At 72.6% G+C, this 15,111-nt stretch carries 15 protein-coding genes; 4 read left to right on the top strand and 11 right to left on the bottom strand.

Going from position 1 to position 15,111, the window contains the following annotated elements:
* Positions 1 to 2 precede the first annotated feature (2 nt).
* The 8 genes from ACGFNU_RS19490 to ACGFNU_RS19455 all read right to left on the bottom strand — a co-directional run bounded on the left by ACGFNU_RS19490 (position 3) and on the right by ACGFNU_RS19455 (position 7,889).
* Positions 3 to 965, bottom strand: a complete 963-nt coding sequence (locus ACGFNU_RS19490) for an ABC transporter permease (RefSeq protein WP_392595375.1) — start codon at positions 963 to 965, stop codon at positions 3 to 5.
* Positions 962 to 2,038, bottom strand: a complete 1,077-nt coding sequence (locus ACGFNU_RS19485) for an ABC transporter ATP-binding protein (RefSeq protein WP_392595373.1) — start codon at positions 2,036 to 2,038, stop codon at positions 962 to 964. Before ACGFNU_RS19485 ends, ACGFNU_RS19490 begins: the two co-directional genes overlap by 4 nt.
* On the bottom strand, positions 2,035 to 3,111 hold the full coding sequence (locus ACGFNU_RS19480; RefSeq protein ID WP_392595371.1) for an ABC transporter ATP-binding protein: 1,077 nt from the start codon (positions 3,109 to 3,111) through the stop codon (positions 2,035 to 2,037). The genes ACGFNU_RS19485 and ACGFNU_RS19480 overlap by 4 nt, the downstream gene beginning before the upstream one ends.
* A gap of 12 nt (positions 3,112 to 3,123) precedes the next feature.
* On the bottom strand, positions 3,124 to 4,881 hold the full coding sequence (locus ACGFNU_RS19475) for an ABC transporter substrate-binding protein (protein WP_392595369.1): 1,758 nt from the start codon (positions 4,879 to 4,881) through the stop codon (positions 3,124 to 3,126).
* A 91-nt stretch (positions 4,882 to 4,972) separates the two neighbouring features.
* The gene (locus ACGFNU_RS19470; protein ID WP_392595367.1) at positions 4,973 to 5,737 is read right to left on the bottom strand and encodes an NRDE family protein; all 765 of its coding nucleotides are present in this window, start codon (positions 5,735 to 5,737) and stop codon (positions 4,973 to 4,975) included.
* Positions 5,738 to 5,803: 66 nt separating this feature from the next.
* Positions 5,804 to 6,571, bottom strand: coding sequence for an SCO1664 family protein (locus ACGFNU_RS19465; RefSeq protein WP_392595366.1), 768 nt, complete (start codon positions 6,569 to 6,571; stop codon positions 5,804 to 5,806).
* A 48-nt stretch (positions 6,572 to 6,619) separates the two neighbouring features.
* On the bottom strand, positions 6,620 to 7,168 hold the full coding sequence (locus ACGFNU_RS19460) for a DUF3090 domain-containing protein (protein ID WP_392595364.1): 549 nt from the start codon (positions 7,166 to 7,168) through the stop codon (positions 6,620 to 6,622).
* 10 nt (positions 7,169 to 7,178) lie between these two features.
* Positions 7,179 to 7,889, bottom strand: coding sequence for a histidine phosphatase family protein (locus ACGFNU_RS19455; protein ID WP_392595362.1), 711 nt, complete (start codon positions 7,887 to 7,889; stop codon positions 7,179 to 7,181).
* Positions 7,890 to 7,964: 75 nt separating this feature from the next.
* Here ACGFNU_RS19455 and corA point away from each other — a divergent pair, with 75 nt between their 5' ends.
* Positions 7,965 to 8,936 (top strand): magnesium/cobalt transporter CorA, encoded by a 972-nt coding sequence (gene corA, locus ACGFNU_RS19450; RefSeq protein ID WP_392595360.1) that lies wholly within the window; start codon positions 7,965 to 7,967, stop codon positions 8,934 to 8,936.
* Between the two features lie 21 nt (positions 8,937 to 8,957).
* Here the strand turns inward: corA and ACGFNU_RS19445 are convergent, their stop codons facing one another.
* Positions 8,958 to 9,587 carry a hypothetical protein gene (locus tag ACGFNU_RS19445; RefSeq protein ID WP_392595359.1) on the bottom strand — a complete coding sequence of 210 codons (630 nt, stop codon included), beginning with the start codon at positions 9,585 to 9,587 and terminating at the stop codon, positions 8,958 to 8,960.
* Between the two features lie 105 nt (positions 9,588 to 9,692).
* Positions 9,693 to 10,511 (bottom strand): undecaprenyl-diphosphate phosphatase, encoded by an 819-nt coding sequence (locus ACGFNU_RS19440; RefSeq protein WP_392595357.1) that lies wholly within the window; start codon positions 10,509 to 10,511, stop codon positions 9,693 to 9,695.
* 129 nt (positions 10,512 to 10,640) lie between these two features.
* Between ACGFNU_RS19440 and ACGFNU_RS19435 the strand changes: the two genes are divergently transcribed.
* From ACGFNU_RS19435 to ACGFNU_RS19425, 3 genes are all read left to right on the top strand, one after another.
* On the top strand, positions 10,641 to 11,594 hold the full coding sequence (locus ACGFNU_RS19435; RefSeq protein WP_392595355.1) for an aldo/keto reductase: 954 nt from the start codon (positions 10,641 to 10,643) through the stop codon (positions 11,592 to 11,594).
* Between the two features lie 62 nt (positions 11,595 to 11,656).
* Complete coding sequence (locus ACGFNU_RS19430) at positions 11,657 to 13,447, top strand: helix-hairpin-helix domain-containing protein (protein WP_392595353.1); 1,791 nt, start codon at positions 11,657 to 11,659, stop codon at positions 13,445 to 13,447.
* 138 nt (positions 13,448 to 13,585) lie between these two features.
* Complete coding sequence (locus ACGFNU_RS19425; RefSeq protein WP_392595352.1) at positions 13,586 to 14,257, top strand: hypothetical protein; 672 nt, start codon at positions 13,586 to 13,588, stop codon at positions 14,255 to 14,257.
* Positions 14,258 to 14,324: 67 nt separating this feature from the next.
* Here ACGFNU_RS19425 and fabI read toward each other — a convergent pair whose 3' ends face one another.
* A complete protein-coding gene (fabI, locus tag ACGFNU_RS19420; protein ID WP_392595350.1) occupies positions 14,325 to 15,110 on the bottom strand; it encodes an enoyl-ACP reductase FabI in 786 nt (261 codons plus the stop codon).
* Between the last annotated feature and the right edge of the window lies 1 nt (position 15,111).

Raw genomic sequence — 15,111 nt, 5'->3', positions numbered from 1 at the left:
GGTCACCTCTTCCCGGGGATCCGGTCGCCGCGCGGATCCAGGGCGTCCCGGATCGCGTCGCCCACCAGGTTGAACGACAGCGTGGTCAGCAGCAGGAGGACGCCGGGCACCGCCAGCAGCCACCACGCCGTCTGGAAGACGTCGGAGCCCTCGCCGAGCATGCCGCCCCAGCTCGGCATCGGCAGCCGCACCCCGACGCCGAGGAACGACAGCGTCGCCTCGAACACGATCGACGTCGGCACCAGCAGCGAGGCCAGCACGGTGACCTGCGCGACGAGGTTGGGCAGGACGTCGACGACCATCACCCGCCGGTGCCCGGCGCCGAGCGAGCGCGCCGCCTCGATGAACTCCTTCCGCTTCAGCGACATCACCTGGCCGCGGATGATCCGGCCGGTCGCGGCGAACGAGAAGAACGCGATGACGACGATGGTCATCGTCAGGCTCGCCGTCACCGAGGTGGGCTGGAAGGTGACCGCCAGCACGATGGCCACCAGCAGGTAGGGCAGGGCGAGCGTGATGTCCATCGCCCGCGCGAGGATCGTGTCGAGGACCCCGCCGGCGTAGCCGGCGAGCACGCCGACGGCCACGCCGGACAGCGACGCGAGCATGGCCGCGGCGACGCCGACGATGAGGGAGATCCGCGCGCCGTACGCCGCCCGGACCAGCACGTCGCGGCCGAGCTGGTCGGCGCCCAGCCAGAACTCGCCGCCCGGTCCGGCCGGCTGCCCGTTGACGTCGAGCCCGGTCCGCGGGAACGTCGCGTCGTACGGATGGCCCGTCCACGCCGCCCAGAGCGGCGCCAGGAGCGCGAAGAGCACGATCAGCAGCAGCACCGCGAGCGAGATCAGCGCGACCGTGTCGCCGCGGAAGCGTGCCCAGGCCAGCTGGAACGGGCCGCGTCCCTGCACCCGGGCCGGCTCGGTGCTGGCCGCGGGCAGTTCGGACTCGAGTTCGGAACGGCTCATGACGGGACCTCCGGCAGCTCGGGCTCGGTGGACTCCTGCTCGATCCCGGCGTGCTCGCCGGCCAGCCGCTCGCCCGGCTCGACCGGGAAGTGGCAGGCCGCCGCGTGGTCCGGCGCGCCGGCGCCCTTGACGGTGAGCACCGGCTCCTCGGCGACGCAGCGTTCCCGGGCCTTCGGGCAGCGCGGATGGAACCGGCAGCCGGACGGCGGGTCGACGGGCGAGGGCACGTCGCCGCTCAGCACGATGCGCTCGGCCCGGTCGGCCTTGTCGGGGTCAGGCACCGACGCGGCCGACAGCAGCGCGGCGGTGTAGGGGTGGCGCGGCAGGACGTAGAGGTCTTCGACCGGGGCCGTCTCGCCGATCTTGCCGAGGTACATCACCGCGACCCGGTCGCTCACGTACCGGACCACCGACAGGTCGTGGGCGATGAAGACGTACGTCAGGCCGAGCTCGTCCTGAAGGTCGTTCAGCAGGTTGATGACCTGCGCCTGGATGGAGACGTCCAGCGCGGACACCGGCTCGTCGCAGACGATGAGCCTGGGCTTGAGCGCGAGCGCGCGGGCGACGCCGATGCGCTGGCGCTGGCCGCCGGAGAACTCCGCGGGGAAACGGTTGTAGTGCTCGGGGTTGAGGCCGACGAGCTCCATGAGCTCCTGTACCCGCCTCTTGCGTTCGGGCCCGTCGGCGATGGCGTGGATCGCGAACGGGTCGCCGATGATGGACCCGACCCGGCGGCGCGGGTTCAGCGCCCCGTACGGATCCTGGAAGATCATCTGAACGTCGCGGCGGAAGCTCTTGAGCCCCGCCTTCGACAGCGTGGCGATGTCGGTGCCCTCGAACCGAATCCGGCCGCCGGTCACCGGCTGCAGCCCCGTGACGCAGCGCGCCAATGTCGACTTGCCGCAGCCGCTCTCCCCCACGACGCCGAGCGTCTCCCCGCGGCGGATCTCCAGGCTGACGCCGTCGACGGCGTGCACCCTGGCGACCTCCTTCTTGAAGACGACCCCCTGCCTGATCGGGAAGTGCTTGCGGACGTCCTCGATCGACACGAGGACCTCGCCCCGCGCCGTCAACGGCCTCCCCCGTCCGCGTCCTCGATGCCGGCGGCGCGGCGGCGGACGCGTTCGGCCTCGTCGCCCAGGCCGACGGCCTCGGGCGGCAGCCAGCACGCGGAGACGTGCTCCGGCGCCGCCGCGCCGGCCGCGCCGGCCGCGCCGGCCGGCGCCGGGACCGGCATGAGCGGCGGCTCCTCGGTGCGGCACCGGGGCATCACGTACTCGCAGCGCGGGTGGAACACGCACCCGGGCGGCAGGTTGATCAGGCTCGGCGGCTGGCCCGGGATCGGCCTGAGCCGGGTCCCGGCACCGGCCGCGCCCGGCACCGACTGCAGCAGCCCCTTGGTGTACGGGTGATGCTGCCCGTAGTAGAGGCCGCGGCGGCCGGCGTGCTCGGCGGGCTTGCCGCCGTACATCACCAGCACGTCGTCGGCCATGTCCGCGATCACGCCGAGATCGTGCGTGATCATGATCAGCGCGGTGCCGAACTCGCGCTGCAGCCGCCGCATCAGGTCCAGGATCTGGGCCTGCACGGTGGCGTCGAGGGCCGTGGTCGGCTCGTCGGCGATGATGAGCGCGGGGTTGAGGGCGAGCGCCATGGCGATCATCGCGCGCTGGCGCATGCCGCCGGAGAACTGGTGCGGGTAGTCGCCGGCGCGGCGGTCCGGCCGCGGGATGCCGACCAGGCCGAGCATCTCGACGGCGCGCCTGCGCGCCTGCTCCCTGCCCGTGCCCGGCTCGTGCGCTTTGATCATCTCCTCGATCTGCCGGCCGACCCGGTAGAGCGGGTGGAGGCTGGACAGCGGATCCTGGAAGATCATCGCGATCCGCGCGCCGCGGATCCGCCGCAGCTCCTTCTCCCCGGCCGCCAGCAGGTCGCGGCCCTCGAACAGCGCGCGGCCCGTCACCGTGGCGCCCGGGGTCAGCCCCATCAGCGTCTGCGTGCTGACGCTCTTGCCGGAGCCGGACTCGCCGACGATGCCGAGGGTCCGGCCGCGGTCGACGCCGAACGACATGCCGCGCACCGCGCGCACCACCCCGTCGGCGGTGGGGAAGGAGACCTTGAGGTCGGTCACCTCGAGGAGACTCATTGACGCCCTTCGTCAGGAGAGCTTGATCTGGCCGAGGTCGTAGGACTGGAACTGCGGCAGGTAGAGCGCGTTGGAGACCTTCGCCGAGTGGAAGATCGGGTACTTCTGGTTCATGAACGGCACCACGGGGGCGTCCTTCATGATCAGCTTGTCGGCCTCGGCCCAGGCGGTGGCGGCCTGGGCCTCGGCCGGCGCCTGGAGGGCCCTGTCGATGAGGGCGTTGACCGCGTCGTTGTCGTAGCCGCCGTAGTCGGTGGAGTTGGGCCCGTACGTGCGGCCGTCGAAGAGCGGCACGATGTTGGTGCGGCCGTTGTTGCCGTACCAGTCCGGCACCCAGCCCGGCGCGGCGATGTCCCACTTGCCTTCCCTGGCGTCGGCCGGGGTGACCAGCGTCTTGCCGTAGAAGTTGCCGTTGCTGTCGGCCGTGAGGTCGGCGGTGATGCCGCACGCCTTGAGGTTGGCCTGCACCGACTGTGCGATCTTCTGGTGGTTGCTGTTGGTGCGGTAGGGATACTTCAGCGTGAGCCCGCCCGGGTATCCGGCGGCCGCGAGCAGCTGCCTGCACTTGGCCGGATCACCGTTGTCGCCGCTGGTCGGATAGGAGTTGTACGTCTCGTGCCCGACGCTGCCCGGCGGGATCACCTGGTTGAGCACCCCGCTCACGTCCGGCCCGCCGTAGATCTGGACGAGCGCGGTCTTGTTGATCGCGTACTCGATCGCCCGCCGTACCGCCGGCTTGGACAGGGCCTTGCCGTTGGCGGGGCTCAGCGTGTTGAAGACCAGGTACGGGTTGCTGGTGGAACCCTGCATGATCTTGAAGTCGCCGTTGGACTTCAGGCTCTGGATCCTGCTGGTGGGCACCGGCTGGTCCCAGGAGAGGTCGGCCGTGCCCTGCTCGATCTGCTGCTGGACCACGTCGGGCGAGTCCTGGCCCATCGTGATCTGGATCCGGTCGGGGTTCTGCCCGCGGAGCGGGTCGGTCTCGGGCTTCCAGTTCTTGTTCTTGGCGAGCGTGTAGCTCTTGTTGGGCGTGTACCCCGTGATCTGGTACGGGCCGTCGGAGATCGTGTGCTCACGGAACTCGGCGCTGTCGGGAACGTACCGGTCGTACTCGGCCGGCGCCGCCGCGGAGAACGGGATCCCGAGGATGTTGGTGAAGTCGCTCGCCCTGCTCTTGAGCTTGACCACGAGCGTCTTGGCGTCCCTGGCCTGGAGCCCGGCGACCTGGTTGCCGTTCTGGTAGCGGGCGATCGCGGCGGCGTCGCGGGCGTCGACCTTGCCGAACCCCGTGCAGAACGCCTGCATGCCGGTGATCGTGCCGGTGTAGTAGCCGATGGCCCCCGAGGGCGACGCCGGGTTGCACAGGCGCTTGAGCCCGCGGACGAAGTCGGCCGCGGTCACCTCGCGGGGGGTGGGGGTGTTCCACCGGACGCCGGTGCGCAGCCTGATCGTGTACGTCCTGCCGTCGGCGCTGACGCCGCCGTTGCCGGTGGTCGGCAGCTCCCGGGCGACGTCCGGCCGGATCTTGATGGCGGCGTCGAAGTCGCCGGCGCCCTTCACGTTGAAGAGCGTCCGCGCGTACTGGCGGCTCAGCTGGCCGCTGATCGTCGAGTAGCCGCTCGCGGTGTCGAGGTGGTCGACGTCCGCCGACCCGACGACCTTGAGCGTGCCGCCCCCGCCACCGTCGTCGTCCCCGCCACAGGCGGCCAGCCCGAAGACGACCGCGCCGAGCCCCGCCGCGGCGCCGAGCCTCCGTCCGCTTCCCGTCATCGCACACCCCCGTGATCGCAACAGGTAGTCAAACTAGCACCGGGAGTGACCATCGCGGGGTGCGTGACGCCGACTTGCCAGGCGGGGTCTTTCAGTGGACGCGGCCCCAGGCGCGCGGGTCGCCGGGCTCGGCCGAGAAGTCGTAGCGCAGGCCGTCCCGGGTGAGGGCGGCCAGGCTCACCGACGTGGTGCCCCACACCCCGCCCCCGCCGAGGTCGAGGAGAGGCAGCAGCGCCCGCTTGTCGTCGCGCGCGAGGCCGTCGCCGTCCACCAGGGGCAGCCACTCGCCCCACGCCTGCGCGGCGGTGCCCGCCGCGCCGGGCTCGGGCCGGACGGCGGCGGCGAGCCTGGGCCGGAAGTGCGCGATGCGTTCCGACATGTAGGCGTCCTCGGAGCCGCCCGTCTCGGGGCCCTCGCCTTCGAGGCCACGGTTCACCACCAGGTGCAGGCCCGGGCCGAGCGGCCGCGCGGTGAGCTCCACGCCGTCCCAGCTCCACAGCCGCACGTCGCCGGGCCCCGCGCCGATCAGATGGAACGGGTCGAAGCGCGGCAGCTCGAGGCCGCCCGGATCACCGCCGGCCGCGGCGAGCAGCGGCAGCTCGCCGCGGGAGGCGCGCGCCTCCTCCGGGGCCATCCGCCCGCGGCCGTTGAGGACGCAGGCGGCGCGCGGGGCCGCCGGGTCGGCGGCGAACCAGGTGCCGCCGGCCCGCAGGTCGCGGCCGCCGATCAGGCCGGGCCGCCCGGGCCAGTGCGGGCCCGGCGGCTGCCAGGCCCGGGCGACGAACTCGTCCCGGACGCCGACGAGGAGGACCGGGACGGGGGACGAGGGGTCGACGCTGACGATCGCCGTGCACATGGCGACCATTGGAGCATTACGGGCAAAACCATCGGCGGCCGGGGGGCGGCGAGGCACGCCCAGGCGTCACAGGGGCGGCCAGGGGATGGCGGGCCAGTCTTCGGGCGGGTAGGGGTGAATGCGGTGCTTGAGCATCAGCTCGACCCTGCGGCGCGTGGCGTCCACCTCCTCGGCGGTGAGCAGCTCGGCGAGCCGGTCGCCCAGCGTGCCCTTGCGCAGCGCCGTCTCGACCCGGCCGAGCGCCTCCAGCGCCTCGCCGGTCAGCGGCTTGCCGCGCCACTGCCACAGCACCGTGCGCAGCTTGTACTCCACCGAGAAGCAGACGCCGTGGTCGCAGCCGTAGACGTGCCCGTCGCCGGGCGGGAGGAGATGCCCGATCTTGCGGTCGGCGTTGTTGACGACCGCGTCGAACACCGCCATCCGGCGGATCGGGTCGTCGTCCGACCGCGACAGGCCCACCAGGTCGATGTCGGGGTCGGGCTCGACCCACAGCTGCACCATGCCCGGCCCGTACGGGCCGTCGCGGTGCACCGTCGGCGGCACCAGGTGCCAGCCCATCGCCTCCGAGACCGCGTAGGCGGCGACCTCGCGGTCGGCCAGCGTGCCGTCGGGGAAGTCCCACAGCGGCCGCTCCCCCGCGACCGGCTTGTAGACGCAGGCGGCCTGCAGCCCCTCCCACTCGACCGAGCAGTAGAGGGTGGCGTTGGAGGCCTGGACGAGGCGTCCCTCCACGTTGAGCCGGCCGCGCAGCAGCAGCCGCTCGGCCCCCTCGACGTCGTGCGGCGAGACCGACCGGCCGCCGGCAGGGGTGCGATCCCGGGAGGACTGCGTCATGCGTTCATTCTCCAGGGCACCGGGGTCATGATCCAGCACAGGGCCGTCTCAACCGAGATGCCCGTTTTGGCGTGGGCAGATATGGCCGGCCGCGTCGAGCGGCAGACCGCACAGCGGGCAGGGCGGGCGGCCGGCGGCCACCACCTTCAGGGCGCGCTCGGCGAACGCGCGCGCCTGGGCGGCGGTGATGCGGACCCGCAGCACGACGATGGCCGGGTCGTCCTCGCCGACCTCGGCGTCCTCGGCGTCCTCGGTGACCTCCTGGGCCTCGATGATGACGCGCTCGTCCTCGGGGTCCCAGGCGAGCGCCATGGTGCCGACCTTGAACTCCTCCTCCACCGGCTGGTCGAGCGGCTCGTCGTCGCGCAGTTCCGACGGGGCGACGGCGGGCACCGCGGCGTCGCCGCCGCTGCGCCGCAGCACCTCGTCCAGCAGCTCTTCGAGACGTTCGGCCAGCAGGGTCACCTGGAACTTCTCCAGGCCGACACTGGTCACCCGCGGGCCCGAGCGCGCCTGCAAGAAGAACGCGCGCTCCCCGGGCCGGCCGACGGCGCCGGCGACGAACCTGTCGGGGAGTTCATAGGAGATGACCGGCATGACCACGACCCTACGCGCCGCCGCCGACGGGCGCGTCACCGTCCCCGCCGCCGGCGCTCGCGCCGTCCGCGGGCGGCTTGGGCACCAGGTCGGCCACACCGCCGCCGGTGTCGTTCAGGCGGACCACGAACGGCCGCAGCTCGGTGTAGCGGATCACCGTGAGCGAGGCCGGATCGGCCTGGATCCGCTGGAACTGGTCGAGGTGGAGCCCGAGCGCGTCGGCCACGATCGCCTTGATGATGTCGCCGTGGCTGCAGACCGCGTACATCGCGTCCGGCCCGTGCTCGGCGGCCACGCGCTCGTTCCACTCCCGCACGCCCGTGACGGCCCGGTGCTGCGCGGCGGCCAGGGACTCGCCCTCCTCGCCGGGGAAACGGGCGGCGCTCGGATGCGCCTGGACGACCCGCCACAGCGGCTCCTTGGCGAGCTCCTCCAGCGGCCGCCCGGTCCAGTCGCCGTAGCGCACCTCGCCGAACCGCTCGTCGACCTCGATCTTCTCGATGGGGTCGGCGTGCCCGGCGGCGATCGCCTCGGCGGTCTCCAGGCACCGGTCGAGCGGGCTGGAGACCACGGCCGCCAGCGGCAGCCCGGCGATCCGCGCGCCCAGGTCGCGGACCTGGGCCCGGCCGCGCTCGTCCAGGTGCAGATCGGGCGTCCAGCCGGCCAGCACGGGGCCGGTCAGCGCGGTGAGGCCGTGCCGCACCAGCAGAAGCGTCGTCACAGCACGCACTCTACGAGACCGGGCACGAAATGGAGATCATTACGCTCGCCGTGAATTTTCGGGAAGAATGCCTGCGTGATTGTGGACAAGGCGATCTACACCGCCGGAGTGCGCCAGGAGATCGACGGCGACATCAGCGACGCGTTCGACGCCGCCCGGACGAAGGGCGACTGCTTCGCGTGGATCGGCCTGTTCGAGCCGACCGAGGACGAGTTCGAGCTCATCCGCGAGGAGCTCAAGCTCCACCCGCTGGCGGCCGAGGACGCGGTCTCCGCCCATCAGCGGCCCAAGCTGGAACGCTACGACGACACGCTCTTCGTCGTGCTGAAGTCCATCGCCTACCACGACGACACCTCCGACATCGAGCTCGGCGAGATCCAGCTGTTCCTCGGCAAGGACTTCGTGGTGACGGTCAGGCACGGCCCCGGCAACCCGCTCGGCAAGGTGCGCAAGCGGCTGGAGAGCGACCCCGAGCTCCTCAGGTACGGCGCCACCTCCGTGCTCTACGCCGTCTGCGATGAAGTTGTCGACCACTACGGCGTCGTCGCGCACGAGGTTGAGCAGGACATCATCAATCTCGAACGCGCGGTGTTCGATCCGCGAGCCGCCGACGTCACCGAGGAGATCTACTCCCTGAAGCGCGAGGTCCTGGAGTTCCGCAGCGCCGAGGACCCGCTCATCCCCGTGCTCCAGGAGATCGTCAAGGGCCGCGTCGCCGAGTGCGGCACCACCCGCGAGTACTTCCGCGACGTCCTCGACCACCTGCTGCGCGTGGACGGCCTCGTGGACGCCCACAACGAGCTGCTCAACAGCGCCCTCACCGCGCACCTGGCCCTGCTCGGCAAGCAGCAGAACGAGGACATGCGCAAGATCTCCTCGTGGGCGGCCATCATCGCGGTGCCGACCGCCATCGCCGGGATCTACGGCATGAACTTCAAGCACATGCCCGAGCTCAACTGGGTCATCGGATACCCGCTGGCCCTCGTGGTGATGGCGGTGGCCTGCCGCATCGTCTACCGCAAGCTGCGCAAGAACGGCTGGCTCTGAAGCTCGCGGCCAGGTCCGCGCCTAGGCCTGGGACGCCTTGCCTTGGGGCACGCGGGCCAGCAGACCGGCCCAGAGGTGGGACTCGGCCCCCGCCGACTCCAGCCGGCCGCGGATCCGGTCGACGGTCCCGGTGGTGGGCAGCGCCAGCCAGATCAGCAGCGGGTAGCCGAGCACGAAACCGGCGACGAACACCAGCTCGCTGTGGCCGACCATGGCGAGCGGAAGGCCGAGCAGGATGACGCCCTCAGCCAGGGCGAACCGCAGCAGCAGCGCTTGGCGGAACTGCAGCAGTGCCGTCTCCACCGCCTGCGCGGGCTCCAGCCCCGCCTCCATCGGGCGCGGGGCGCGCGGGCCCGCCAGCGCCGCCAGCAGGGCCCCGGCGGCCAGCGGCAGGTAGAACCACCACGGCGCGTCGCCCAGCCGGCCCTTGCCGTCCTGGACGATCAGCGGGGTGATGGCGGCGATCAGCACCGGCGCGACCATCAGCACCAGCATCGTGGTCCGCAGCCGCCCGAGCAGCGTCCCCGACCGCGTCGACGCCACGAAGCCCGGGTCGTCGGCGCGGCTCGCCCCGAACACCGGCTCGACGATCTGCCCGCCGTCGTCGGGGAACTGCTGCGGCGAGTACATCGGAAACTGCGGGGGCGCCATGGTCGCGAACTCTAGCCCGAGACGGCGCGGATCGGGAGTCTTGCGGCGGCAAGGAATCCGAGGTCAGCGGCCAGGTGCGGCACCGACCACGCCACCGTCCACTGGTCAGGTCGCGCTGATCGCCCCGGCGGCCAGCAGGCCCATGATGATGCCGCCGAGCGCCACCCGGTAGTAGACGAAGATCATCATCGAGTGCCGGGTGAGGTACTTCAGCAGCCAGGCGATGCAGGCGTAGCCGACCACGAACGACACCACGGTGGCGATGATCGTGGGCACGAGCTGCAGCCCGCCCTCGAACGCGTGCCGCATCTCGAAGGCGCCCGACAGCACCACCGCGGGCACCGACAGCAGGAACGAGTAGCGCGCCGCGGCCTCGCGGGTGTAGCCGAGAAAGAGCGCGCCGGTCATGGTCGAGCCCGACCGCGACGAGCCCGGGATCAGCGACAGGCACTGGAACGCGCCGATGATCAGGCCGTCGCGCAGGTTGAGGTCGGCGACCTCGCGCTTGCGGTTGCCCGCCCACTCGGCCACCATCAGCAGCAGGCCCATCAGGATCAGCGAGGTGGAGTTGATCCACAGATTCCGCGACGGGCCCTCGATGAAGTCCTTGAACGCCAGGCCGCAGATCCCGATCGGGATGGTGCCGAGGCCGATGTACCAGCCCATCCGGGCGTCCTGGTGACGGCGGAGGTCAGGCGTCCACAGGCTCTTGGTCCACGTGGTCGCGATGTTCACCAGATCGCGCCAGAAGTAGATGATGACGGCCGCCATCGTGCCGAGCTGGATCACCGCCGTGAAGGGCGCGCCCGGATCGTCCCACCCCATGAACTTGGGGACGAAGAGCAGGTGACCCGAACTGGAGATCGGCAGGAACTCCGTGAGCCCCTGGACGATTCCGAGCACGGTCGCTTCCACGACGTTCACTAGGTGAGCTTCCCCTCAGGCACGAACCACGCGCCGACGCATGTTCCCGAAGGAAGCGTAGCGTTCCCCGGGCGCCCGCGCGCCCCGCCGGACCTGGACCGCTTCCGTTCCCCGATACATTGACGCCCTATGGAACAGCGTCACCTCGGCCGGAGCGGACTGCTGGTGTCCCGGCTGGGTCTGGGCACCATGACGTGGGGCCAGGACACCGCGCCGGAGGAGGCCGCCGCGCAGCTGACCGCCTTCGTGGAGGCCGGGGGGTCCCTCGTGGACACCGCCGACGTCTACAGCGAGGGCGACAGCGAGCGGATCCTCGGGCACCTCCTGCGCGAGCTGGTCGACCGCGACGAGATGGTGGTCGCCACCAAGGCGGCGATCCGCCCCAACGGCCGCTACGACGCCTCCCGCCGCCATCTCCTCGGCGCGCTGGACGCCTCGCTGGACCGGCTGGGGCTGGAGTACGTCGACCTGTGGCAGCTGCACGTGTACGACCCGGCGACGCCGATCGAGGAGACGTTGTCCGCCCTCGACGAGGCGATCGTCTCCGGCCGCACCCGCTACGTCGGCGTCTCCAACTACACCGGCTGGCAGCTGGCCAAGGCGGCGGCCTGGCAGAAGGCCTGGCCCGGCCGCGCCCCGGTCGTGTCCGCGCAGCTGGAGTACTCGCTGCTGCGCCGCGACATCGAGCGCGAGGTCGTGCCCGCCGCCGTCGACGCGGGCACGGGGGTCCTGCCGTGGTCCCCGCTGGGCCGCGGGGTGCTCACCGGCAAGTACCGCACCGGCATCCCCGCCGACTCGCGCGCCGCCGCCCCGCACTTCAACGAGTTCGTGCAGCCCTACCTCGACGAGGAGTGCGGCCGGATCGTGGAGTCGGTGGTGACGGCCGCCGAGGGCCTCGGCGTCTCGCCGCTGAGCGTGGCGCTCAGCTGGGTCCGCGACCGCCCGGGCGTGGTCGCGCCGATCGTCGGGGCGCGCACGGCGGCTCAGCTCGCGGTCGCGCTGGAGAGCGAGGGCCTCACGCTCCCCCACTCGATCCGCTCCGCCCTGGACGACGTCTCCGACATGTCGGCGCCGCACTCCTGACGTTCGACGTTCATCCGATGTTCAATGACCACCGGCCGTCCGCTTCCGCTACCGGGGATCCCGTGACCGATTCCGACCTGACCGACCTCTTCGCCTCCACCGGCGTGCCCGCCTCGTTCGCCGCCCGCGCCGCCGCGCGGCTCGGCGCGGGCGCCGCCGGGCGCCTCCGCGAGGACCCGTGGCGGCTGCTGCGCGTCCCGGGCGTCCGGCCGCAGCAGGCCGACCACTTCGCCCGCCAGGTGCTCGGTGACGCGGCCAAACCGGACGATCCGCGCCGGGGCCGCGCGCTGGTGGAGCATCTGCTCACCGAGGCCGCGCGGCAGGGCCACACCGCGACGCCCCTCGCCGAGGTCGAGTCGGCGCTGGGCGGCCTCGGCGTTCCCGACGCCCGCAAGGCGATCGACGACGCGCTGGACGAGGCCGAGGTCCTCTCGCTCACCGAGGAGCCCGAGTTCGACGAGGCCGCGTTCGAGGACGACGACGCCGAACCGCCCGAGCCGGAGGAGACGCTCGGCCTCGCCCGCTGGGCGCTGCCCGAGGAGGCGGCGGCCGAGGGCTTCCAGCGCCTGAACGCCACCGCGAGCCCGCTGCTGGACAACGCCGCGATCAAGGAGGCCCGCGCGGGCCTCCCGGAGGATCGTTCCCTCGCCCTCACCGCCTCGCTGCGCACCGGCGTCTGCCTGCTGCGGGGCACGCTGGACGACCTCGCCGAGACCGCGCTCCTCCTCGCCAGAGCCGCCACAGCGAACGGCCTGCGCGCGGCCGTGGTGACGGCGAGCGAACGTGCTGCCGCCGACCTTCGGAGCGAAGCGAGGAAGGTCGGCGTGGCCGTTGCTGGGGGGTCGTCCCCCCAGAATGGAACAGACCTGCGTGGCGAAGCGGACGATGTCGTGGTCGTGGGGTTGCACCGGCTGCTGGAGCCGCTGGAGGACGCCGCGGCGGCGCCGGGCGCCGTGGTGTTCGCCCGAGGCGAGCAGCGGCCGTTCGAGCTCGACCTGGTCGTGCTCCCGGACGCGGCGGGCCTGGACGTGGAGCTGTGCGCCGTGCTGGTCGAGGCGTGCGCGGACGGGACGCACCTGGTCCTCGGCGGCGAGCCCGGGGCACTGCCGCCGAGCGGGCCGGGGCACGTCCTCGGCGATCTGGCGGTGTCGGAGACCGTGCCGGTCGTCGACCTCGAGCCGGCGGCGGCGGCCGATCCGATCGCCGCGCTGACCGCGGCCGTGCGGGCGGGCGGCCTGGTCCCGGTCGAGGCGCCGGGCAAGGAGGTCGTGATCGTCCCGGCGGCCGACCCGCGCGAGGCCGTGCACCGAACGGTGCAGCTCGTCACCGACTCCATCCCCCGCGCGCTGGGCATCGCCCTGGACGACGTGCAGGTGGTGGCGCCGGCGGCGAGCGGCGAGGCGGGCACCGCCGCGCTCAACGCCGCGCTGAAGGCCCGCGTCAACCCCGGCCCCGGCGCGTACGGGGGCTTCGACCCGGGCGACCGTGTCGTGGTGGCCGCGCCGCTGCCGCAGGCCGCCGTGGGCGAGACGGGGACCGTCACCGGCGCCGAGGGCGGCGCCCTCCAGATCGCCTTCGCGGGAGGCACCGCCGACGTCCCCGCGGCGCTGACAGGCCGCCTGCGGCACGGCTGGGCGGTCACCGTGGCCCAGGGCCGGGGAACGCGGCGGCCCGCCGTCGTGGCCGTGCTGCCGGACGCCGGGCTCTCCCGTCCGCTGGTGGCCACCGCGTTCGGATTGGCGCGCCGCCATCTCTCGGTCGTGCAGGCCGCCGGACCCGCGCTGGCGCGCGCCGTCCGCGAGACGAACGCCCCCGCCCGCCGCACCCGACTGGCGCGGCTCGTGGTGCAGTGAATCCGGTGTTTACGGGTGAGGCCGGGCGGGGCAGGATCGGTCCAATGGCACCCCCGTGACGGGACCGGCCTGAACCGTTATCGTGGGGCCTGCGACATCTTGGACCGGGTGTCAACAACTGCATGGGGAGTGACGCGCATGGGGATTGGCGTGGCGCAGGAGCGGGTGCGGCGGCGGCGCTTCAGGCGGTTCGGCTCGGCCACCACCGCGGTGTCGGCGGGCGCCCTCGTCCTGGTGTTCCTGGGGGCGCCGGCGGCGTACGCGGGCACCGCGACGGCGTCGAAGCCCTGCAAGAAGGGCACCGATCCCCAGAGCACCCTCGAGAACTGGAAGTGCCAGCTCGGCAACCTGCGCGAGAGCCTCACGCCCAAGAAGCCGCAGACGACGCCGAAGCCGACGCCCTCGAAGAAGCCTCCACTGAAGAAGAGCTCCAGCGGCAAGAGCACCAAGTCGTCCAAGGGCTCGCAGGCACCGTCCAAGAGCGGCGGCAGCGGCGGGGTTCAGCCGCAACAGGGCTCCGGACCGGTCACGCTCAGCCGGCCCGGCAGCGTGCGGCCCTACTCCCCCTCGGTGCCGACGGCCAGCCTGCCGGGCGTCCTGCCGACGCCCGAGGTGGCCGCCGACCCGCGCGCCTACCTGCAGCAGCCCGGCACGCCCCAGACCCGCCTCATCTCGCCCGTGGCGGCCTCGGGCCGCCAGGACGACGAGGTGATGTGGGTCGCCGCGGCGGCGGCCGCGGCGGGCGCCGTGGGCGCGCTCAACCTCAGCGTGCTCGGCCGCCGCCTGCGGCGCCGCGCCGCGGAGGGCTGACCGGACGCGACGGCGGGCCCCGTTCCTCCCCGGTGAAGGGAGGAACGGGGCCCGCCGTCTCCGCTGTCTAGCCCGGGGCGCCGATGGCGTGCAGACCGCCGTCGACGTGGACGATCTCGGCGGTGGTCGCCGGGAACCAGTCCGACAGCAGCGCGACGCAGGCGCGCGCCGTGGGGTCGCTGTTCTTGACGTCCCAGCCGAGCGGCGCGGCCTGCGGCCACATCTCGACCATGCCCTCGAAGCCGGGGATGCTCTTGGCGGCCATCGTGGCCAGCGGCCCGGCGGCGACCAGGTTGACCCGGATGCCCTGCGGCCCGAGGTACTTGGCGAGGTAGCGGGCGCACGACTCCAGGCCCGCCTTGGCGACGCCCATCCAGTCGTACACCGGCCAGGCCTTGGTGGCGTCGAAGTCGAGGCCGACCACCGAGCCGCCCTCCTTCATCAGCGGCATGCAGGCCATGGTCAGCGCCTTGAGCGAGAACGTGGAGGCGTGCACCGCGGTCGCCACGTCCTCCCAGGGCGTCTCCAGGAAGTTGCCGCCGAGCGCGGTCTGCGGGGCGAACCCGATCGCGTGCACGACGCCGTCCAGGCGGTCGAAGCCGACCTCCTGGAGGTTGCCGGCGAGGGCGTCGAGGTGCTCGGTGTTCATCACGTCGAGCTCGATCACCGGCGGCGGCGAGTCCGGGCCGGACGGCAGCCGCTTGGCGGTGCGCTGGGTCAGCGTCGGGCGCGGGTAGGCGGTGAGGACCACCTCGGCGCCCTGCTCCTGCGCGACCCGCGCGACGTGGAAGCCGATCGAGGCGTCGGTGAGGACGCCGGTGACCAGGATGCGCTTGCCTTCGAGGATTCCCATG

This window comes from Spirillospora sp. NPDC048911, assembly GCF_043198015.1.
In the GTDB taxonomy this organism is placed as follows: Bacteria; Actinomycetota; Actinomycetes; order Streptosporangiales; family Streptosporangiaceae; genus Spirillospora.
Note: the sequence above shows the minus strand (reverse complement) of the source record. Positions and strands in the feature narration are given on the sequence as shown.